The organism is Mammaliicoccus sp. K-M42, assembly GCF_022386375.1.
GTDB classification, from domain to species: domain Bacteria; phylum Bacillota; class Bacilli; order Staphylococcales; family Staphylococcaceae; genus Mammaliicoccus; species Mammaliicoccus fleurettii.
On sequence record NZ_JAJNIS010000009.1, the window covers coordinates 24,118 to 46,060 of the forward strand.

Annotated in this window: 20 protein-coding genes; 2 read left to right on the forward strand and 18 right to left on the reverse strand. The window is 31.2% G+C overall.

Annotated features, from left to right (window positions below):
- Window positions 1–443: 443 nt before the first annotated feature.
- The 17 genes from ileS to bshC form a co-directional block, all read right to left on the reverse strand.
- The gene (gene ileS / locus LQ668_RS06765; protein WP_078356876.1) at window positions 444–3,194 is read right to left on the reverse strand and encodes an isoleucine--tRNA ligase; all 2,751 of its coding nucleotides are present in this window, start codon (window positions 3,192–3,194) and stop codon (window positions 444–446) included.
- Between the two features lie 199 nt (window positions 3,195–3,393).
- Complete coding sequence (locus LQ668_RS06770; RefSeq protein ID WP_208143963.1) at window positions 3,394–3,978, reverse strand: DivIVA domain-containing protein; 585 nt, start codon at window positions 3,976–3,978, stop codon at window positions 3,394–3,396.
- An 18-nt stretch (window positions 3,979–3,996) separates the two neighbouring features.
- On the reverse strand, window positions 3,997–4,770 hold the full coding sequence (locus tag LQ668_RS06775) for a YlmH family RNA-binding protein (RefSeq protein WP_239700309.1): 774 nt from the start codon (window positions 4,768–4,770) through the stop codon (window positions 3,997–3,999).
- 70 nt (window positions 4,771–4,840) lie between these two features.
- The gene (locus LQ668_RS06780) at window positions 4,841–5,137 is read right to left on the reverse strand and encodes a YggT family protein (RefSeq protein ID WP_078356873.1); all 297 of its coding nucleotides are present in this window, start codon (window positions 5,135–5,137) and stop codon (window positions 4,841–4,843) included.
- Between the two features lie 12 nt (window positions 5,138–5,149).
- Window positions 5,150–5,728, reverse strand: a complete 579-nt coding sequence (locus tag LQ668_RS06785; RefSeq protein WP_078356872.1) for a cell division protein SepF — start codon at window positions 5,726–5,728, stop codon at window positions 5,150–5,152.
- An 11-nt stretch (window positions 5,729–5,739) separates the two neighbouring features.
- A complete protein-coding gene (locus tag LQ668_RS06790; RefSeq protein WP_078356871.1) occupies window positions 5,740–6,411 on the reverse strand; it encodes a YggS family pyridoxal phosphate-dependent enzyme in 672 nt (223 codons plus the stop codon).
- A gap of 8 nt (window positions 6,412–6,419) precedes the next feature.
- Entirely contained in the window at window positions 6,420–7,211 is a 792-nt protein-coding gene (gene pgeF / locus LQ668_RS06795; RefSeq protein WP_218702750.1) for a peptidoglycan editing factor PgeF, read from the reverse strand.
- Window positions 7,212–7,270: 59 nt separating this feature from the next.
- Window positions 7,271–8,428: a cell division protein FtsZ gene (gene ftsZ, locus LQ668_RS06800; RefSeq protein ID WP_078356869.1), complete on the reverse strand. Its 1,158-nt coding sequence runs from the start codon at window positions 8,426–8,428 to the stop codon at window positions 7,271–7,273.
- 28 nt (window positions 8,429–8,456) lie between these two features.
- Window positions 8,457–9,836 (reverse strand): cell division protein FtsA, encoded by a 1,380-nt coding sequence (gene ftsA, locus LQ668_RS06805; protein ID WP_078356868.1) that lies wholly within the window; start codon window positions 9,834–9,836, stop codon window positions 8,457–8,459.
- 109 nt (window positions 9,837–9,945) lie between these two features.
- Window positions 9,946–10,890, reverse strand: coding sequence for a cell division protein FtsQ/DivIB (locus tag LQ668_RS06810; RefSeq protein WP_198644246.1), 945 nt, complete (start codon window positions 10,888–10,890; stop codon window positions 9,946–9,948).
- 26 nt (window positions 10,891–10,916) lie between these two features.
- Window positions 10,917–12,266 carry a UDP-N-acetylmuramoyl-L-alanine--D-glutamate ligase gene (gene murD, locus LQ668_RS06815; RefSeq protein WP_107509129.1) on the reverse strand — a complete coding sequence of 450 codons (1,350 nt, stop codon included), beginning with the start codon at window positions 12,264–12,266 and terminating at the stop codon, window positions 10,917–10,919.
- A 1-nt stretch (window position 12,267) separates the two neighbouring features.
- Window positions 12,268–13,233, reverse strand: a complete 966-nt coding sequence (gene mraY, locus LQ668_RS06820) for a phospho-N-acetylmuramoyl-pentapeptide-transferase (RefSeq protein WP_218702749.1) — start codon at window positions 13,231–13,233, stop codon at window positions 12,268–12,270.
- A gap of 73 nt (window positions 13,234–13,306) precedes the next feature.
- Window positions 13,307–15,520: a penicillin-binding protein gene (locus LQ668_RS06825; protein WP_239700308.1), complete on the reverse strand. Its 2,214-nt coding sequence runs from the start codon at window positions 15,518–15,520 to the stop codon at window positions 13,307–13,309.
- Window positions 15,507–15,887 carry a cell division protein FtsL gene (gene ftsL / locus LQ668_RS06830; protein WP_078356864.1) on the reverse strand — a complete coding sequence of 127 codons (381 nt, stop codon included), beginning with the start codon at window positions 15,885–15,887 and terminating at the stop codon, window positions 15,507–15,509. The genes LQ668_RS06825 and ftsL overlap by 14 nt, the downstream gene beginning before the upstream one ends.
- Window positions 15,888–15,906: 19 nt before the next feature.
- Window positions 15,907–16,842 carry a 16S rRNA (cytosine(1402)-N(4))-methyltransferase RsmH gene (gene rsmH, locus LQ668_RS06835; RefSeq protein WP_078356863.1) on the reverse strand — a complete coding sequence of 312 codons (936 nt, stop codon included), beginning with the start codon at window positions 16,840–16,842 and terminating at the stop codon, window positions 15,907–15,909.
- Window positions 16,843–16,853: 11 nt separating this feature from the next.
- Window positions 16,854–17,285 (reverse strand): division/cell wall cluster transcriptional repressor MraZ, encoded by a 432-nt coding sequence (mraZ, locus tag LQ668_RS06840; RefSeq protein ID WP_078356862.1) that lies wholly within the window; start codon window positions 17,283–17,285, stop codon window positions 16,854–16,856.
- Window positions 17,286–17,430: 145 nt separating this feature from the next.
- The gene (bshC, locus tag LQ668_RS06845) at window positions 17,431–19,047 is read right to left on the reverse strand and encodes a bacillithiol biosynthesis cysteine-adding enzyme BshC (protein WP_208143965.1); all 1,617 of its coding nucleotides are present in this window, start codon (window positions 19,045–19,047) and stop codon (window positions 17,431–17,433) included.
- A gap of 134 nt (window positions 19,048–19,181) precedes the next feature.
- Here bshC and LQ668_RS06850 point away from each other — a divergent pair, with 134 nt between their 5' ends.
- Window positions 19,182–19,628: an N-acetyltransferase gene (locus LQ668_RS06850; RefSeq protein ID WP_078356860.1), complete on the forward strand. Its 447-nt coding sequence runs from the start codon at window positions 19,182–19,184 to the stop codon at window positions 19,626–19,628.
- Window positions 19,629–19,677: 49 nt separating this feature from the next.
- On the opposite strand, the gene LQ668_RS06855 is transcribed toward LQ668_RS06850, so the two are convergent.
- Window positions 19,678–20,670, reverse strand: coding sequence for a YdcF family protein (locus tag LQ668_RS06855; RefSeq protein ID WP_078356859.1), 993 nt, complete (start codon window positions 20,668–20,670; stop codon window positions 19,678–19,680).
- A gap of 164 nt (window positions 20,671–20,834) precedes the next feature.
- On the opposite strand from LQ668_RS06855, the gene LQ668_RS06860 reads away from it, so the two are divergent.
- The gene (locus LQ668_RS06860) at window positions 20,835–21,902 is read left to right on the forward strand and encodes a branched-chain amino acid aminotransferase (protein ID WP_107509574.1); all 1,068 of its coding nucleotides are present in this window, start codon (window positions 20,835–20,837) and stop codon (window positions 21,900–21,902) included.
- Window positions 21,903–21,943: the final 41 nt, after the last annotated feature.

A 21,943-nucleotide genomic window follows, 5' to 3' on the forward strand; every position in this document is an offset into this window, starting at 1 on the left:
TTTTGCAAATAACTTTTTATTTATATATTTGTCAGAAGATTCTCTTTTAGTATCAATTAAATATCCATAAAAGTTATAATTTTTACTTATTTATCTAATAAAAATGTTCAACGATACTTACATTAATTTAAAAATAAAATGATGTTTATTCTCTAGTTAATGACATTCACTTCTTGGCGTAGATGTATATATCACTCCTTTGCATATTTTAACCTTTCATATAACTTTCTCATATTTAGGTTTGGTCTTTATATATCCTATATTTTGTCTCTCTTGAAGAAGCTTATATCGCAGATTAATTACTTTCATTATATTATGTAAATTTTTTTACTAACAATACTTTTTTTAATGAATTTTATATTAAATATAACAAAAATATAAACATACAAAAAACGCCCAATCCGAAATAAGTACTACGGATTGGGCGTTTATAAAACTTCATTCTATATTAATGTTTTAACTACTTCTTGGCAACGTGGACATAAATGATCAAGTTCACCTACTGAACCTAATTCATCTGAGTAATTCCAACAACGTTGACACTTTTCTCCATCTGCATGTTTAACTGTTACTTTAACATACTCATATTCTTCTCCATCTGTTAATTCATCAACTACATCAACTTTTGATACGATAAATAGTTGTTGTAAGTCTTGGAATTGACTTAAGAATTCTACTGTATTAAAGTCTTCTGAATTTGAAAGTGTGATATGTGCTTCTAATGATTTACCAATAACTTTTTCGTTACGTGCAACTTCTAAAGCTCTATTCACATCGTCTCTTAATTTCATAAGTTTAGACCATTTTTCAACTAATTCAGTATCAACTTCATGTGGATTAGGCATATTTGTTAAATGAACACTTTCTTCTTCTACGTGTGGAATGTGTCCCCAAATTTCATCTGCAGTATGTGGGATAATTGGTGCTAATAATTTAGTTAATTTAACTAATGTTTCGTATAACACTGTTTGCATACTACGACGTTTCAATGAATCATATTGTTCGATATAAAGAATATCTTTACCATAATCTAAATAGAAGTTACTTAATTCTACATTGATAAAGTTTTGAATATCTTGATAAATATCTAAATAATCAAATGCTTCATAATGAGATAAAGTTCTACCAATGAATTGGTTTAATCTATTATGCATGTATTGATCAATTTCAAGCATATCTTCATATTTAACGTTGTCAGTTGCTGGGTTGAAATCATTAACATTTCCTAATAAGAAACGGAATGTATTTCTAATTTTACGATATACGTCAGAAGTTTGTTTTAAGATGTCATTTGAAATTCTAACATCTGCTAAGTAATCTACACTACTAACCCATAATCTCGCGATATCAGCACCCATTTGTTTAACAATTTTATCTGGAACGATTACATTTCCTAAAGATTTACTCATTTTCTTACCTTCTCCATCCATAACGAAACCGTGTGAAAGTAACATTTTGTATGGTGAGATACCTTTAGTTGCTACAGATGTTGTAATTGAAGAGTTGAACCAACCTCTATATTGGTCACTACCTTCTAGATAAATATCAGCTGGATAAGATAATTCAGGACGTGTTTCTAATACACCTCTATGTGTTGAACCAGAATCAAACCATACATCCATAATATCAGTTTCTTTTGTAAACTCACCATTTGGACTACCTTCATGAGTAAATCCTTCAGGTAACAAGTCTTTCGCTTCTCTTTCAAACCAAATATTTGAACCATGTTCTTCAAATAGATTTGCAACATGATTAATTGTTTCATCTGTCATGATGATATCGCCATTTTCAGCATAGAATACAGGTAAAGGAACGCCCCATACTCTTTGACGAGAAATAACCCATTCTCCTCTATCTCTAATCATGTTATATAATCGCGTTTTACCCCAATCAATTTTGAACTTCGTATTATCGATTGCATCTAAAATATCTTCTCTTACTTTACTGATAGACGCAAACCATTGTTCAGTTGCTCTAAAGATAACTGGTTTTTTAGTGCGCCAGTCATGAGGATATGAATGTTTGAAGAAAGAAAGTTTTAATAACGCGCCGACTTCTTCTAATTTTTCAGTAATTGTTTTGTTCGCTTTATCGTAAAATTGTCCTTCGAATTCACCAGCTTCTTCAGTGAATACACCTTTATCATTGATAGGACTAATAACATCTAGACCATATTTTTGACCAACTACATAGTCATCTTCACCATGTCCAGGTGCTGTATGTACACAGCCAGTACCTGCATCCGTTGTAACATGATCACCTAAAATTAATAATGATGTTCTATCGATAAATGGATGTTGAGCAGTTATATATTCTAATTCAGAACCACTAAACTCTTTCTCTCTTACGATTGTTTCTTTATTCCAGTCTAATTCTTCACAAACTGTATCTAATAAAGCATCTGCAACTACATACTTTTTACCTTCAACATTAACTTGAACATAATTTAATGTAGGATTTACAGCTATTGCTACATTAGATGGAATAGTCCAAGGAGTTGTAGTCCAAATAACAAATGCAGCATCTTCGTCAACAATACCTTTACCATCAAGAACATTAAATGCTACATAAATTGAAGGAGATTTTTTATCTTGATATTCGATTTCAGCTTCTGCTAAAGATGATTCACTTGAAGGAGACCAATATACTGGTTTTTTCCCTTTATAGATTAAACCTTTTGCAGCCATTTCACCAAACACTCTGATTTGCGCCGCTTCAAATTCAGGTTTCAAAGTAATATATGGGTTATCCCAATCACCATTTACACCTAAACGTCTAAAGTCTGCTTTTTGTAATTCAATTTGCTCTAATGCAAACTCTTTACATTTTTCACGGAATTCCGCGATTGTCATTTCTTTTCTTTTAACACCTTTATTTGTTAATGCTTGCTCGATTGGTAAACCATGCGTATCCCAACCTGGAACGTATGGTGCATAATAACCAGACATTGATTTTTGTCTCACAATTATATCTTTCAAAATTTTATTCAATGCGTGTCCCATATGCAAATTACCATTAGCGTATGGCGGTCCATCATGAAGAATAAATGGTGTATTTCCTTTATTTTTTTCTAAAATTTTATTGAATAAGTCTTTCTCTTTCCACTCTTCTTGGATTTGTGGCTCTTTGTTTGGTAAACCACCTCTCATTGGAAAACTTGTTTTAGGCATTAGTAACGTATCTTTGTAATCCATAAGTCTTAATCTCCTTCTTCATTTAAATTAAAATAAAAAACTCTAAGTTGAAATAATAGGGACGACTTTAATCGCGGTACCACCCTCATTAACTCAACTTAGAGTTCACTCATCAAAAATATATAATTTTGTAAACAGGTGATACCTAAAGAATTGAAATCGTCAGGCTCACACTATCCCTAACTCGCTTAGCAAATCATTATTCTTTAGACTTGTCCTCTTCACTATTTACTATTTGATTATTTATCTGTTCTTGATTATTTTCTTCTTCTTTATTCAAAATGTCAATATTTTCTTCAGTAACTTGTTGTTGATCAATATCATAATTTAATAAATAATCCCAATCATCATTCTTCAGTAAATCTAATTGAGCTTCAACTAACATGCGAAAACGAGAGCGAAACACTTTAGATTGACGTTTCATATCTTCAGTTTGGAAACTGATATGACGCGCTTTTTGGAGTGCATCATTAATAATTTGATCCGAACGACCTTCAGCTTCTTTAACAATAGCATCTGCTTTTAATACAGCAGTATGTTTTGTTTCTTCGCCTGTTTTTTGTGCTTGTAACAATGCTTCAGATATTGTATTTTCAACCGCTTTAAAACGATTAATATTTTCATCTTTGTCATTAATTAAAGTTTGTAACTGATCTTTATCGGATTTTAATTTTTCAATTTCATCACTTAAAGTCTGTAAATATTGACGTACTTCTGATTCATCTAATCCTTTATGGACTCTACTAAACTCTTTTTGTTTGATTTCTTCTGGGGTAAATGCCATAAGTTTTCCTCCTTAGCACTATTTAAACAAAGTTTTATAAGTTATTCTTAACTTCCCTTTTTTTGACTCTCCATTGTTTGCTATGATCAATGCTCGACCATATCCTTTAATAGATAATAAGTCATTCTCTTCGACTATAAAGTCTACTACTTCAATTTCTCTATGATTGACTTTAACACGTTTACTTTCAATTAGCTTTTTACTTATCGTTCTACTTGTATTTGTTATATGTTTTACTATAACATCAAGTCTCATTGCACTAACTGTTGCATCGTGACTATTCCAATTCTCATTCGATTGTATCATATTTTGGAAAGGAATAGAACTCAATTTAATTCCTGCGCCTTTAATCTTTGTTAATTCCATCATAATATATGATTCAAATCTTTTTGTCAAAACAAACTGTATTCGGCCATTTACGATTATATCGCCAAGTTGATTTCTATCTATTCCAAGAGACATAATCGTCCCTAATACGTTGCGATGCGTCAGATTAACAAATTTAGAAGGATACGTAAGTTCAATTAGTACAATTTCATAATCTTCATCAGTTGGAACAAAGTAATCTGGTGCAACAATTGCACGTTTTCTTTCAGATTCATTATTACCTCCAAAAAAATGAACTTCTAATTCATCAAATCCTCCAACTATAGTTTGTAAAATAAACTGTTCTCTAGGATCTAAAAAATCAGTTAATAAATGTTGATAATTTCTTTCTGCTATTTCACATTTATTTAAAAATAAATCAATTTCTTCTTTTTCTTCTTTTCTAAAGTGCTGATATATATCCATTTTACACCTCTAATTATATAAAAAATAGGATGTGACATTTCGTCCCACCCTACTGTCATTCATTGTTCATTTATAATATTGGTACAACAGGTACAATCATATTAAATATATTGATTAAACCAACGTAGAATAAACTTAGTGTAATAAATGCCACAATTGATGATATGTCTAGCATACCTAACGGTGGAATAATTTTTCTAAATGGTTCTAAAAATGGTTCATATATTTTTCCTAAAAATTGTCCAAATGCGCCTTCTCTAAGGCTTGGTAACCAAGATGTAAGGAAATAAACAATCATACCATATTGATAAATTTTAACTAGGAATAATATAAATCCTAAAATTGTACTTAATAATCCACTATCCATATCTTAATACCTCTATTCTTGATAAGGTTCAACTTGTTCTAACTGTTCAGTAATTGATCCTGCTACTTCAACATTATCAGGTGTACATAAGAAAATATCTGTACCTACTCTTCTTATATCTCCACCTATTGCATAAACAGTACCACTTAAAAAATCTATAATTCTTTTAGCTGATACTTTATCAATGCGTTGTAAATTCACTAAAGTAGTTCTTCTGTTTTTCAACTCATCAGCGATATCTTGAGTATCAGAAAATACTCTTGGTTCAAATAAGCACATTTTTGAACTTTGCGCAAAATCCATATTACCACTCATGCTTACAACATTCGTTTGAGATGAATTTGTACGTTTTTCAGTCATGGCCTCTTTCCTTTCAGGTTTTTTAAAATCACGTGAACGTTGTGATTGATATCTTGTAGTATTTGCTTTTTGTGTTGGTACACTTTTAATAGATTGTTGATTCATTTTTTTCTCTTGTGTAGAAGGTTCTTGCTGTGGTGTTTGTTGTTTTTGTTCTCTTTGTGGTTCTTCGTATACCTCTTCTTCTTCATCAACTACGAAAAAACCTTTAAATACATCTTTAATTGCCATAATTTACACTCCTATTCACCAACTAATTTAGTACCAATTCGTACATATGAAGCACCCTCTAAAATTGCTTCGTTAAAATCATTACTCATACCCATGGATAATTCAGTACATGGCGCATAAGATAAATTCAATGATTGTACTTTATCTTTTAAATTTCTTAGCTGATTAAAATATTGTCTTAATTTCGTTTTATCTTCAGTCAAAGGTGCCATAGTCATTAATCCAACTACTTCAATATGTTTAAAAGTTTTAAACTCTTCTATAAATGGAATCAATTCTTCCGGTGAAATACCATGTTTAGATTCTTCACCTGAAACATTTACCTGAATAAAACATTTTATAACATGATCAGCACGTTTATCAATTTCTTTAGCTAATTTCAATCTATCTAATGCGTGTAAGTAGTCAATTTCATTGATTACTTCTTTAACTTTTCTCGTTTGTAATGACCCTATAAAGTGCATTACAGCATCATCAGGTAGATGTTTTTTCTTTTCTAAGAAACCTTCTATTCTATTTTCGCCAAAATTTTTCAATCCAGCTTCATAAGCTTCTATAGCTCGGTCTATTGTAACATATTTTGTCACAACAATCACTTGAGGTGTTGTGTCAAACTGTGATTTATTACAGCTGTCACAAATTTGTGAATTTATTTCTTTTAAATTTTCTTCTACTGATTTCAAAACTTTACCTACTTTCTGCCTATAAATGCAAGCATTCTACCAGTATTACCTTTTTCAACTCTGTATGAAAAGAATAAATCTGTTTCACTTGCTGTACAGTGGCTCGTTTTAACAATATGCTCTGGACTTATCCCATAATGTATTGCCAACAATTCGTTAGCACGTTTCAAATCAATACCATATCGATCTTGTTCTCTTTTTTCTATATATAAACTAGCATCTATTGGTAAAGAATTGAATTTATTGTATATATCTTCATTGATTTCATAAGTATTAGAAGTAGACGGACCTATCACAATTCTGAGATTTGCTAATTCACCATTGTATTGATCTATCATTTCTTTCAATATTTGAGTGTATGTGCCTCTCCATCCAGCATGACAAAGACCGATATATTTATTTTTAACGTCGTATAAATATATTGGAACACAATCTGCAAAACACATTGTTAAAAGTAGATTAGATTCGTAAGTAAATAGCCCATCAATTCCATGTAATTCATTTGTTAAAGCTTTTATATTCTTACCTTTATCATCTGAAAATACCTCTTGAACTTTGTTTTCATGCGTTTGTATTGGCAACACCCAATTTTCACAATTGAAACCAATTTCATCAGCCAATATTTTTTGATGAGCAGTAATATTTTCTTGATTGTCATCAATATAACGTGCCATGTTAAAGGCATTTTCTGGGTATGAACTGTAACCATCTTTACGTGTTGTAATACCTAGCGTTATATCTTCTCTACTATCGATGTCATACTCTAAATAATGATTTCGCTGACTAAATATCTCTTTCATTTCATCTCTCCTAACAAAAAAAGTCATCAGGACTTAGCCTGATGACTTTTTAAGTTCATTTATCGTCTAGAGCGTCTAGAACGTCTATCTTCTCTATTTCGAATGAAACTTGGAATATCACTATCATCAGTTGATTCATTTGCTGATTTATTTTCAAATGAAGCTTTTCTACCTAGTGATTCCCCTTCTTCTCTATTAGAAGTAGGTTCTTCTGTAGTTCCACCAAATGCTCCACCACTTTGAGGTTTGCGAGCATTAGAAGGTTTGTCATTGAAACCTGTTGCAATTACAGTAACGACTAATTCGTCTTGTAATTCTGGGTTAATAACAGTACCAAATATCATATTAACATCTTCATCAGCTGCATCTTGAACAATATCTGCTGCTTCTTGAGCTTCAAATAGAGATAATGACTCTCCACCTGTAATATTCATTAAGACACCTTGAGCGCCAACTATAGACGTTTCTAATAATGGTGAAGAAATTGCTTTTTTAGCAGCTTCGATTGCTCTGTTTTCACCTGAAGATACACCAATACCCATTAATGCTGAACCTTGGTTAGACATGATTGTCTTAACGTCAGCAAAGTCTAGGTTAACTTCACCTGAAACAGCGATTAAATCTGAAATACCTTGTACACCTTGGCGTAAAACATTATCTGCTTCTTTAAATGCTTCCATCATAGGCGTTGATTTATCAACGATATCTAATAAACGGTCATTAGGGATAACGATTAACGTATCTACTGCAGCTTTCATTGATTCTACACCAGCAGCAGCTTGTGTTTGACGTTTACGACCTTCAAAGCTAAATGGACGTGTTACAACACCAACTGTTAAAGCACCCATTTCTTTAGCGATTTTAGCAACTACAGGTGCAGCACCTGTACCTGTTCCACCACCCATACCTGCAGTTACGAATACCATATCTGCACCTTGGATAGCATCTTCTATTTGTTCACGTGATTCTTCTGCAGCTTTTTTCCCTATTTCTGGGTTAGCACCAGCACCTAATCCACGAGTTAATTTTTCACCAATTTGAATCTTAGATGAAGCTTTTGATAAGTTTAAAGCTTGACCATCTGTATTAATAGAAATAAATTCTACATTATTCATTCCATGATCTATCATACGGTTTACGGCGTTATTACCTCCGCCACCAACACCAATTACTTTTAAAGTAGCTAAATGATTAAACCCTTGTTCAAATTCTAACATTTATTATCCTCCTAATCTTTATGACCCATCAATCAAATAACGATTTCATTAATTTTTTGAATACACTAGGCTTCTCTTCTTGACTTTCCGAATCATAATCTGTTTCGGCGTAATTGTCGTTATCAGAATTTGAAGCTTTTACGTCATTGTTTTTGTCTTTGTTTGTTTTTTTCTTAAACCATTGTTCATATGGTTTAGCTTTAGTTTCTTGATTTACATCTTCATATGTTTCTTCTTCAACATTATCCACATCATAATTATTCATTGTAACATAATCTAGTAGCTCATCAAAGTTAATTCCACTAGATATTGTAGATATACTAGATGTAAACTCGGGTTTACGTATACCCATTTGTGATGGAGTATGTACGCGTACTTTTTCATTTACCATATCTTGTAGAAGTTCTTTTATACCTAGTAAATTCGAAGTTCCACCAGTTACAATAAATCCACCGTTAACATTTGTTATACCCATGTCTTGTAGTAAATCGAATATTTCAAAGAATATTTCTTCTGCTCTAGATTCGATAATCTCACTTAACTCTTTCTGAGTGAATTGTGCATGTCCATCTTCGTTGATTTGTTCTACACTAAAAACATCTTGATCTGATGCTGAATCATAAAAAGCATGACCATATTGTTGTTTAATCTTCTCAGCGTTGTCATATGTAGTATTTAACGATTTAGCTATATCTGTTGTAATACTTCTACCTGCCATTTCAATCGTATCAGCATCAACAAGATTGCCTCTCTCATAGAAACCGACTTGAGTTAAATCTTCACCTATATCAATGACACAAGCTCCTAACTCAACTTCTGTTGGAGATAGGATAGATTGATAATTGTACGCATCTGAAAATACGTCTAATACATCCACTCCACAAGATTCAACACATTTAATTATATTGATTAATAGTGATTTTGATGTTGCGATAACGCCTGCCTCTACTTTTAATGATTGAGTAGCAACCATTTCTTTAGGGTCTGACACTTCATGCAAATCATCCACAATGAATTTCATTGGAAATACACCAATTACTTCAGTTTCAGGTACATCATTTAAATCTCTGATGCCTTCTAATACCGATTCAATGTGACTTCCATTAATTTCAGTTTCTGTTCCTTCAAAAGGTATTTCAAATTTCTCGTCATATATTTCTGTATTCACGATAGGCATTTTTAAAAATACTTCTTTAATATCTACCCCAGAAGCAATCGCCGCTTTTTTGATTGTATCTTTAATCGCTTGTTTTGCGATATCAAAGTCATCAATACAGCCATTTCTTATACCATTTGTATACGTTTGCCCTGTACCTATCACGTTAATGCCATTATGAAATTTTTCTCCTACTATTACTTTTACACTCGATGAACCTATATCTAAACTAATATAATAATGTTCCTCCATCGATAGGCACCTCCTCTAACACATGATAATCAAATTTACACTATTATTAGTTTACATGATAGATGATTTAATGTGAACTAATTATAGGTTTATTTATTGATTTTTTTACTTATTCTTGCGATTTTTCAGATGATTTTGGTTCTTCACCTGATTTATCCAATTCTTTAGATAAATCTTGAAGCGCTTGGTCTAATTTTTTTTGTTCTGTTTTAGCACTTTCATCTTGTTTTGCCTCTTTTTCAGAACGTTCACTTTGTTGTTCTTTTGTTTCGTATGGTAAAAATGTCACACCAACTTGCAAATCTACAAATCCAGGTGTTTTTAATGCTCCTGAATTATCTCTCTCTAATTTATCAGAAATACTAGGATAATAGTTGATTTTATTTGCAAAAGTTTGAATATCACCAACAACTTCAACATTATCTGTCATAAACAATTGTATCCTATTTTGATTATTTTCACCTGGTTTATAATTGACTTCAGAAATCATTGCTTTTACTTTCGGTTTAACTTTCTTCAATTCAGGAATAAGTTTATCTAATTTTTTCGAACTAAAATCATTCAAAATAGGAACATCAATTGGGAGATCTGTTGATAAGTTTTTTATAGTTGATCCATTTTCCAACAAAGGTACATACCCCTTTTTATTTTTAATCAAACCAATTGGTTCATACTCAGTGACCTCGACTGTCATATCATTAGGAAAATGTCTCTTGATTGTGACACTTTTAACACCTTCAAGTTTTTCAATCTTCGTTTTCATATCACTAATTGGTAAATTATAAATTCTCGAGTCAGATTTAATATTCAAGGCTTTATTTATATCTTTTTTTGCTACAATTTCTTCACCTTTTATGTCTACTTGATCAACTTTACTTATATCTGTAAACATATACAGAACAATCAAAATGACAAGGAGTATAACACCTATGAATACACCTAATTGAATTTGACGTCTACGCTTTCTTTTATTTCGCATCATTTTCAAACGTTCATCTTCAGTAGTCGTTTCAAATTGCAATATATCCTCTTTATTTTCAGAACTTTTATTCACGGTTGTCACTCCTTTTTATACAATTTCTAAAAAGTTGGTAAATGTTTTTGGAAGCTTTTAATGAATTCTTCTCCACGTGCTTCAAAAGTATCATATTGATCCCAACTCGCACATGCTGGCGATAATAATACAACATCATTAGATTGAATATAATCTTGTATTATATTGACAGCATCTTTCACATCATGTGCTTGTATAACTTCTTTACCTTGACTCGCACCTAATGTTTTAAGTTTATCTTTTGTTTCACCAAAAGTAACCATCAATCTAACATTGTCCATATATGGAATCAAATCATCAAAATCATTACCTCTATCTAATCCTCCACATAGCCATATTATTGGCGTGTTAAATGAGCTTAATGCAAATCGAGTAGCTAAAGTATTTGTTGCTTTTGAATCGTTGTAATATTTATTTCCACGATTATTGCCTACGTATTGAAGTCTATGCTTAATACCTGAGAAAGTTGTAAGTGTATGAACAATAGATTTAACATCTACTCCAGAAATTAAAGCAGCTAGAACTGCTACAAGTACGTTTTCTAAGTTATGTTTACCTGGTAAAACAATATCATTAATATTGATAATTCTTATTCCATTATAAACAACATATCCGTCCTCAATATAGATGCCATCAACTTGTTGTTCAGTTGAAAAGTATAAAATTTTAGATTTAATTTCATCCTTATTTATAAGATGTCTTTGTTCATAATTAAAAATTAAGTAATCATCTTCTGTTTGATTGCTAAAAATATTTTTTTTAGCGTTTTGATATTCTTCTAAAGTTCCGTGATAATCTAAATGAGCAGAGTATATATTCGTTACTATTGCGATATGTGGGCGATATTTAATCGTTCCTAACAGCTGAAATGATGATAATTCAGTAATTAGATAATCATCTTTAGTAACATCTTGTGCAACTTTTGATGCAACTACCCCAATATTCCCAGAAACTTGCCCATTTACTTTACTATTCCCAAACATATCTCCGATTAAGGAAGTCACCGTAGTTTTTCCGTTTGTACCCGTGATACCTATAATCGGCGCTTCAGAAATATAATAACTCAGTTCAACTTCAGTAATGATATCTAACCCTTTATTTACAGCTTCTTGTAACAAAGGAATACTATAAGGAATACCCGGGTTCTTAACGATTAACGGATTATGATTTAATAAACTAATAGGATGTTCTCCGCTAATTACTTTAATACCTTGATTCTGTAATTCAATTGCATGAGGATCGGTAGATAAATCTTTACCATCGTTAACAGTGACATATGCACCAAGTTTGTTACATAATTTCGCGCTTTCATATCCACTTTTTGCTAATCCTAATATAAGGACTTCTTTTCCTTTTAATGCATCATATTCCTTCATATCACATTACTCCAATCCATAGACCAATTGCACCTGTAATGATACCAGTAGTCCAGAATACTAAGACAATCTTCCATTCACTCCAACCTACTAACTCAAAATGATGGTGCAAAGGACTCATTTTAAATATTCTTTTACCCGTAAGTTTAAATGATGTTACTTGTAGCATCACAGACATTGTTTCAATTACAAATACTAAACCTATAAATAACAACGTAATTTCTTGATTAAGCATAATTGAAATTGTTGCAAATATACCACCTAAAGCTAAACTTCCCGTGTCTCCCATAAATACTTTTGCTGGGTATTTATTATAAATTAAGAATCCAATTAAACTTGCTAACATAACTAAACAGAACAAGCCAATTTCTGGTTTATCTAATGTAAATGATAAAATGGCATAAAAACCAAATGCAATAATAGATAAGCCTGTAGATAATCCATCTAAACCATCTGTTAAGTTTACTGCATTACTAAATCCAACTTGCCAGAATACAATGAATATTATATAAAAAACAGATAAAGGTAATGACCAATCTGTAAATGGTATATTAATTGCTGTTTCAAAATCATAATTCGGCATCAATATACTTACAATATAAAATACGATCGCGATTCCAATTTGTGCAAAGAACTTTTGTTTACTTGTTAACCCTTGGTTATTTTTTTTAACTACAATAATGTAATCGTCGATAAAACCAATTAAACCAAATCCAATTGTTACAAATAACAATAGAATAAGAGGACCTACTTGTTCAACATAGAATAATGCAATTATTGTAACAACAATAGTTGCAAGCAAAAATGTTAACCCTCCCATTGTTGGTGTTCCTGTTTTTTTCATATGACTCTTAGGTCCTTCTTCTCTTATACTTTGACCAAATTTTAATTTTTTAAGTGTTGGAATTAAAACTGGCACAAGTATTAAAGTCAATAAAAATGCAATGACAGGTAGCAAGAAATTCATAATTGTTCACCTTTTCTTTTATTTTTTATAGAGTGAGGTTAGGACAAATTTATTGTCTCAACCTCTCATTCTCTTAGTTATCATTATCTTTATTCTTGTCTTTAGAAGTATCCTCTTCTGGTACTTGTCCAATAGAATTGTCACCATTTGGATGATTATTTGAAAGCGTAAATGTCACTTTTGTGCCAGCTTTTATCGTTTGATTTTCATCAATAGATTGTTCTGATACATAGCCTGAACCTTCAGTTTCTACATCAATACCAGTAGCTTCTTGTAATTTTAATAGATCTCGTTTAGTCCAATTTTCAGTATTAGGCATCGTCATTTCTCCATCAGTAACAAGCAAGATTCTCTCTTTATCTTGTACATTTTTACCTTTAAGAGGTAATTGTTTTTTAACTTTATCACCTTTACCAATTAAAATTGGATCCAATTTTTTACCTTTAATTGCATCAGTTGCTTTTTGTACATTCATATTCACAACATCAGGTACTTCTGAAGAGTTATTTTTCGCTTTGCCTTCAGTTTCTTCAACATCTAAATATTTCAAAGTATTTTCCATAATAGGATTAAATCCTCGAGAAACACCATATTCATATGCTTCTAAATCTCTTTTTTGAGCTAATGACATACCAGCGTAAACAACTACTTCTGGATCTTTTGCTGGTGCATAACCCATGAAACTTACAAAGTAAGGGTTTGCTCCGTCAACATATCCGCCACCTTTTGTATCTGGAACTTGTGCAGTACCAGTTTTACCTGCTACACGATAACCATCAATTTGATAATTGGTTGCGTGACTCTCTTTACTATTCACTACTTTATCTAATTCATCCATCGTCTTTTGGGCAGTATCTTTAGAGACTGGATTACCGACAACTTTTTTCTCACCTTTTTTGATAGTTTTATTCTCTTCTCTATTTTCTATAGATTTCACATAATAAGGTTCCAACATATTACCTTGATTCAATATTGCCGTTTCAGCTTGCAACATTTGTACAGGTGTTACTGTAGTTGATTGACCAAATGCTGATGTTTTTCTTTGAAGTTCATTGTCAAATGCAATATGTCCAGGTGCTTCACTATCAAATAGACCACCTGTTTTCTTACCGAATCCAAATTTTTCGTAATAAGCTTTTGATTTATCTTCTCCAACTAAGTCTTGTAGTTTCATCATTAAAGTATTAGCTGAATAAGTAAAACCTGTTGTCATTGGTATATTGCCCCAACCATCATCGTTCCAATCATAAATCTTGAATCCGTCAATTTCTCTATTACCTGACTTAAATTTCTTCTTAGGATCAAACTTGCCTTCTTCTATAGCTGCAGCAAGTCCGTATGTTTTAAATGTTGAACCTGGTTCATAAGTATTCTGATATAAATCATTTGCCCATTTTTTACCGAAATCTTCTTTAGTATCCGGATTAAATGTTGGGCGTTGACTATAACCTAATATTTCTCCAGTCTTAGCATCCATTACGACAGCAAATAAATCTTTAGGTTTATAGCGATCAACCATTTCATCTAGTGAATTTTCAACGAAGACTTGTATATTTGAATCTAAAGTCAAATGAACATCATCACCATTTTTTGCTTTAATGCTATCTTCACTGTTTGGTACTAACATTCCCCATATATCTTGCTTGTATGAGTTTTTACCAGTTTTCCCACTTAAATAGCTATCAAATACTTTCTCAGCACCAGAAACACCTTTTAACTTATTCGTTTCATGGTCTTTGTCTGCTAAACCTATTAGATGAGATGCAAAGTTTCCATTAGGATAAAATCTTTTTTTCTCAGTTTCAAAAGTAAGTCCTGGTAATTTAAGCTTTTCTATTTGAGTCTTTTGTTTATAAGTTAAATCTTTACCTTTTTGTCCAAATTCAACTTGGAAAGCTTTTTTAGTTTCAAGTTTTTTTAATATGTCTTTTTCATCCATATCAATAATTTTCGATAATTCTTTAGCCGTTTTTTTCTTGTCTTTAACATGCAATGGCTTATCACTATCTTTACTCATTTTTTTATCTAAAATTGCTACTAATTTATAGCTGTCAGTATCTTCAGCTAGAACTTTTCCATTTCTATCATAAATCTTTCCACGTTCTGGTTCTGCAACAGATTGTCGTAAATATTTTTCACTCGCTCTATAAGCTAAATCTTCACCAGCGGAATGTCCACTGATCATTAAATATGAATATCTTACGGCCAATATAAAAAAGAGCAGTCCGAAAAAGCTTACTAAGAGGACTGCTCCTATTTTATTTTTCTTTATTTTAATTTTGGGCATCACTACGCACTACCTTTACATTGTCATTATTCAACTTCAGACCGTAATCTTCAGCTTTTTCGTAGATACGCTCATATGACGACTGTTTCATAGATTCTGTCTTCAAATCACTATTTGTCGTTTGTTGCTGCTCGATTTTACTATCTAATTCCGCAATTTGAGTTTTGTTGTTATACGCATCCATTTTTAAAGATAGCATATAAATACTTATCAACGCAATCATAGTTATTAATGATATGTATACAATTTTTTCGATTCTTGATATTCTTACAACTTTGGTCTTTGTAACTTTTTTCTTCTGTGGTTCGAGTTGTGGCTCTTGCCACTCATCAGGTCTATAATTTGGATATATTCTTTCTACTGCCATTCAATTGCCACTCCTCTGCTTACTTCAAAATTTCTGCTACTCTTAACTTTGCGCTTCTAGCTCTGTTGTTCTGTTCTAGTTCTTGATCATCAGAAATAATTGGTTTTCTATTTACTCGTTTCAATTTCGGTTTGTACTCTTCCGGTATAACCGGCAATCCCCTTGGTACATCTGGTCCTTTTTCATATTCTTGGAAGACTTGTTTACACAAACGATCTTCTAAAGAATGGAAAGTAATTACCGAGATTCTTCCTCCTACTTTCACGTTCTGTATAGCTGCTTCAATTGATTCTTCAAAAGCACCTAACTCATCATTCACTGCAATTCTAACCGCTTGAAATACACGCTTAGCAGGATGTCCGCCCTTTCTTCTTCTAGCGGCTGGAATACCTTCTTTAATTAAATCCACTAATTCGAAAGTCGTTTCTATAGGTACTTGTTCTCTTCTTGCTTCAATCTTTCTAGCTATTTGTTTTGAAAATTTTTCTTCACCATATCTAAAAAAGATTTTCACAAGTTGTTCATATGACCATTCATTTATCACTTCATAAGCAGATAATGATTGGGACTGATCCATTCTCATATCCAACTTTGCATCATAGTGATAACTAAAGCCTCGTTCTGGTGTATCAAGTTGTGGACTAGATACACCAAGGTCATATAGTACGCCATCTACATCATTAATTTGTAGTTCTTCTAATATATGTTTTAAATTTCTAAAGTTGTCTTGTACAAAAATTATTTTGTGCATGTGGTCTTTCAAAATCTCTTTAGCATGCTCAATTGCTGTTTCATCTTGATCGATTGCAATAAGTCTGCCTTCGTCATTTAATTGTTCAACTAGGTATAAACTATGCCCAGCTCCACCTAATGTACAATCAACGTATGTACCATCGGGTTTAATATCTAATTTATCTACAGTTTCCTTTAATAGTACGGATACGTGATGAAACATTTACTCCACTCCTAAAAATCAAAATCAATGAGATCTTCCGCAATGTCCTCAAAATTGTCTTCAGATTCATCATAAAAATCATTCCACGTAGCTTTATCCCAAATTTCAATTCTGTTAGAAACACCAATTACTGTACATTCTTTACTTAAATTAGCGTAACTTCTTAAATTTTGAGGGATATTTATACGTCCTTGTTTGTCTAACTCAACTTCAACAGCTCCTGAGAAGAACATTCTCATGAATTTACGGGCATCTTTTTTTGTAATAGGTAAGGTTTTGAGTTTTTCTTCGATGCGCGCCCACTCTTCAAGTGTGTAGCCAAACAAACATTTATCTAGGCCTCTAGTGATAATAAAACGTTCGTTCAAATCATATCTGAATTTAGAAGGCACAATCATACGCCCTTTAGTATCCAATTGATGTTGATATTCACCCATGAACATTTTATCTCACCTCACCTTATTTATAATTTACCACATTCCCCCACAATCCTCCACTATTTATACAATATTTATTAAAATTTGTGTAAATAGTAAAAAAAACACCCAATTTACGATTTCGTAAATTGAGTGTTAAACCTTGCTATAACTATAGTTCCACCGTAATATGTTCAAAAGTATAACAAAGTGGTGGATAAGTGGAGGGACTGAACATAGTAATCCCAAATTGATTCATCAATTGTATAGGATTCCATACTCTTTCTTGTAATCCTTGGTGAGGATGTAAAGTATTCTCCACTGTTTCAAAATGTCTCATGCTTATTTCATTTTCTCTTTCTATGTTCAATAAATATCTATCTATTAAGTACTGGTACTGATGTTGATGTATTTGATTGTTCTTTTCAATCAATTTTCTATTTTGATAATTCTCACCAATTTCACTAATGAGTTTTTGATGAAAACTTGTTTGTACTTCTTTTATTCGGTCAATTTCTCTTAGTACTTCATCAGATGCTTTTTCTCTAATAAATTTATCTTTATCTTTTTTAACACCATTTAGAAGTACTGAATCTAAATCAAGATTATAGGTGTCTATACATTTCTTACTCTCTTGAGTTAAGTAACTAATGCGCATTCTTGGGGTAACAATAGGCATTTCAATATTCAATTCATCAAATATACCTTTGAGTTCACCCCAATATATAATTTCACTTGGTCCACCAATAAAGCTTAAAGTATTAAATAAATATTCCTCCATTAATGGTCTTGTTACAACATTATTAGAGAACCTTTCAGGATGTCTTTCTAACATATTAATTAATTCATCCTTACTAAAAGTAACGTCATTGTCCTTACTTAAATAAAATTGTCCTTCTTCATACATTAACAATTGTCTTTTATCATTGTAGTCAAAAAATAAATGTACATTACTATCAGTTAAAATCATACGTTTTTTAATAACTTCTGAAAATTGATCTTGTGTATTTCGAAACGCATCATCAATTTTTTCACGGTTCTCTATTATTTCTTTAAACAATGGAATTTCGATTTCTCTTAATTTTGAATAGTTCGCATCAATTAATAATAAACCATGTTCTTTAAACACTTCATTAGTTATAACCTTAAACATGTCACTCCAAGATTCAGATGATTCTATTGCTTCTATGACCATGTTTTTAATATCTTTTGAATGTTCTGTTTCCCCTATAGAACGATACATGTTGCTTAATGCATCCATGACAAGTTCTTTATCAAAATCATACTGTGATACACTTTTTTCTGGTGGTTCTAAAGTGTTATACTTCACTTTATTTAACTGTCTTGAAATGCGATCATAAGCGTATGTATGATTTACCTCATCAAAATCATGATCTTCTCCCGCTATCCAAAAAACCGGAACAACTGGTGTATTTAACTTTTCACTTTGTTCATTCGCTAAAATGATAATAGAAATAATTTTATGAAATGTATAAAGTGGTCCAGTAAATAACCCTGCTTGTTGACCACCGATAATAACTTTGTGACCATCTCTTAAACTCTCAATATTCTTAAGTTGTTTGTCTGATAAATTTAAATCAGCCATATAACTATGAATCACTTCTGATAGTTCTTTTTCTCTACCATTAGATTTTAATTTAGAACGTCTTTCAAATTCAGATTGTTGGCCAGGCTTATATTCATAAAAATTCAAAATTTCATCACTTTGATTAGTAAATCTATCTATAAAGCTATTTTGTTGATCAATTACAGTCTTCATACAGTCCATACGAGTCTTTCTCCTTCGAAATTAATTACTACCAATAGTATAAAGATTGTAGGTTAATAAAACAATCTAACGGCTTATAATTTAAAATTTTATGTAAATGAAGTATAATTAAGAAAAGATTAAGGGGGATTATCATGGCAAAAGTAGAACATTTACAAATTAATTACAAGACTGAAGAAGCATTCGAACAATTCCGTAACTTCGGCAACGAAGGTTTATATATGGTTGAAGAATTAAAAGGAAGAATGATAGATGCTAGCTCAGATTCACCATTTTATGGTATTTATGTTGGTGATAAGCTCGTAGCTAGAATGTGCTTATTTAAACAAGATGAAGTTGAAAAAACATACTTCCCAGAATTTAATGATTACCATATTTTATGGAAACTCGAAGTGCTTAAAGATTATCAAGACAGAGGATATGGTAAACAACTACTAGAATATGCTAAGAAATTTGATTTACCTATCAAATGCATCGCACGTAATCAATCTAAAGACTTCTTCTTAAACCATGGTTTCCAAGATATAGAACAACAAAACCAATCTGGTGAAGACATTGTCATTTGGACACCCGATAAATAATATCAAAAAACTACCAACAAAGTATTTACTTTGTTGGTAGTTTTTATTATTAACCTGCTAATAATGTATATGAAATAACCAATGCTAACATGACTATAATTGCTATTATATGTGTCTTCTTATACATATATAAAATAGCTAAATACTCTCTTATATATGCATTCGGATAAAAATAAGACTTTGATGAACCACCCGTTACAGTAGCATTCATATTAAGTTTTTTCGATAAAAATGCAGCTCTTAATATATGGAAATGGTTTGAAACTATTGTAGCAATTGCTTCTGATTTATATTTGTCCATTATTTTATTTGAAAACACTAGATTCTCTTCTGTATTTGTAGACTTGTCTTCCATAATGATATCTTCATTTCGAATCCCTTGATCTACTAAATATCGTCGCATTGCTTCAGCTTCACTAATTTTTTCATCGGGTCCTTGCCCACCACTCACAATAATCAACGTATCTAAACTTTTCTTTTTTAATTTAATTGCTTTATCTAATCTTGCTTTTAGTAATGGCGTTACTTTTTCACCAATAATACCTGCTCCGAGAACAATAATAAAATCACTTTTCTTCCTTTTAGCAACACCACTCAAAATCCAAGAGTACAGATTATGAAGAATAAATATCAAATTCAAATAATAAAAGAAGAATGAAATCACGATTACTATTAATCCATTAAAATAATCTACAAATAAATGTGGTTTAAATAAAATTATCATGAAGTTTAAAAAGATAAATGTACCGTATCCTAAGACAATCATGTTCGTTACAAATCTGCCTTCGTTTGCTATCTTTTTCTTTAAATTCAAAAGTGACAAGAGCATAACTACAATAACTATTAAACCATATATTATATTAGTCATTAAAAGATAATTTATATTCATATGCAAATTTAAGAATGGTATCAGTAATCCCACAACGATACTACTAAATAGGCTAATAAGAAACATACCTAACAAAAACACATTCTTATATTGTCTAAAATCTACTATATAACTAATAACAAACAAAATTAACAAACCCAAAGTAATAAACATGATTGTCACCTCCAAATAAAATTTTAACAATAAAAGTATATCATCATCGTAAATAATAAACACTTTTATTAATTTTCAGAATTTTCGAAATATATATTGAATTAGGTCAATCTAGCTGATATAATATTTCACATTAGTAATTTATAATCAGGAGGCAATTTATAATGAATAACAAAACTTTAAACAAATCAACTTCAGTAGAAAGATCAGATGAAAGTGAGTCCCAATTTGGTAATAAAATGTTGTGTTTATCATATGAATCAACAACCGGTTGGTCATCACCTCAAATTAAACCTTACGCTCCAATCACAATATCTCCAAGTGCACAATGTCTTCATTACGGTCAAACAGTTTTTGAAGATATGATTGCCTTCAATATTAACCATTCAACACATATATTCAAACTACATGCACACTTAGAAAAATTTAATACGTCTTTAAAAAGAATAGAAATGCCTGAAGTGGAAATTGAAAGTTTAATCTCAGGAATCAATCAACTTATTAATGATGAGCAAGAATTTTTCCAAAATGATAATAATAGTTCAATTTATATTAGAACTGTCATGTTTGCTTCTGAAAGTAAATTAGGTGTTAGTAAATCCGAAACTTATGAGCTTATAACATTTATATCTTCATTACCTACTAATTCAAATTACAATCTACCTAGCCCTCTTAAAGTTTATGTTGAAGATAACTATGTTAAATCAGTACCAGGTGGTGCCGGCTATACACAATTTGGTGGTAATTATGCTTCTTCATACTTAGCAACTTTAAATGCGTCACAACTGGGATACGATCAAGTATTATGGTTAGACGGTATAAATAGAAACTATATTCAAGAAATAGGCAATATGAATGTATTTCTTGTCATAAACAATCAAATCATTACACCAAGCTTAAACGGTAGCATTGTCCCAGGAATTACACGACAATCCGTAATCGAACTTGCAGCAGATTTAGGTTATCAAGTAACAGAACGCCAAATTAGTATAAAAGAAGTATTTGAAAGTTATAAAGAAGGAAAATTAACAGAAATATTCTGTACAAATACATTGCATACCATAACGCCCGTTAGTGAAATAAAATATAATGAAGATATATTAACAATAAACAATCATAGTGCAGGAAGCATAACACAAGATTTATTTAATACTTATACCTCTATCCAAAATAGAACACTTCCAGACAAACATAATTGGAACTATTCAATAGAAGAAGCCGTTAAAATATAATTTAAAGTTCTGATCGAATTTGAGCTGAATCGCACGATATC

Bases quoted from the DNA above. Each gene is read 5' to 3' on its own strand.
- ileS (WP_078356876.1), bottom strand. From the start codon at position 3,194: ATGGATTACAAAGATACGTTACTAATGCCTAAAACAAGTTTTCCAATG.
- LQ668_RS06770 (WP_208143963.1), bottom strand. From the start codon at position 3,978: ATGGCATTTACCCCAGAAGAAATCAAACAAAAAGAGTTTAGTAGAGTC.
- LQ668_RS06775 (WP_239700309.1), bottom strand. From the start codon at position 4,770: ATGGATATATATCAGCACTTTAGAAAAGAAGAAAAAGAAGAAATTGAT.
- LQ668_RS06780 (WP_078356873.1), bottom strand. From the start codon at position 5,137: ATGGATAGTGGATTATTAAGTACAATTTTAGGATTTATATTATTCCTA.
- LQ668_RS06785 (WP_078356872.1), bottom strand. From the start codon at position 5,728: ATGGCAATTAAAGATGTATTTAAAGGTTTTTTCGTAGTTGATGAAGAA.
- pgeF (WP_218702750.1), bottom strand. From the start codon at position 7,211: ATGAAAGAGATATTTAGTCAGCGAAATCATTATTTAGAGTATGACATC.
- ftsZ (WP_078356869.1), bottom strand. From the start codon at position 8,428: ATGTTAGAATTTGAACAAGGGTTTAATCATTTAGCTACTTTAAAAGTA.
- ftsA (WP_078356868.1), bottom strand. From the start codon at position 9,836: ATGGAGGAACATTATTATATTAGTTTAGATATAGGTTCATCGAGTGTA.
- murD (WP_107509129.1), bottom strand. From the start codon at position 12,266: ATGAAGGAATATGATGCATTAAAAGGAAAAGAAGTCCTTATATTAGGA.
- mraY (WP_218702749.1), bottom strand. From the start codon at position 13,233: ATGAATTTCTTGCTACCTGTCATTGCATTTTTATTGACTTTAATACTT.
- LQ668_RS06825 (WP_239700308.1), bottom strand. From the start codon at position 15,520: ATGCCCAAAATTAAAATAAAGAAAAATAAAATAGGAGCAGTCCTCTTA.
- ftsL (WP_078356864.1), bottom strand. From the start codon at position 15,887: ATGGCAGTAGAAAGAATATATCCAAATTATAGACCTGATGAGTGGCAA.
- rsmH (WP_078356863.1), bottom strand. From the start codon at position 16,842: ATGTTTCATCACGTATCCGTACTATTAAAGGAAACTGTAGATAAATTA.
- mraZ (WP_078356862.1), bottom strand. From the start codon at position 17,285: ATGTTCATGGGTGAATATCAACATCAATTGGATACTAAAGGGCGTATG.
- bshC (WP_208143965.1), bottom strand. From the start codon at position 19,047: ATGGACTGTATGAAGACTGTAATTGATCAACAAAATAGCTTTATAGAT.
- LQ668_RS06850 (WP_078356860.1), top strand. From the start codon at position 19,182: ATGGCAAAAGTAGAACATTTACAAATTAATTACAAGACTGAAGAAGCA.
- LQ668_RS06855 (WP_078356859.1), bottom strand. From the start codon at position 20,670: ATGTTTATTACTTTGGGTTTGTTAATTTTGTTTGTTATTAGTTATATA.
- LQ668_RS06860 (WP_107509574.1), top strand. From the start codon at position 20,835: ATGAATAACAAAACTTTAAACAAATCAACTTCAGTAGAAAGATCAGAT.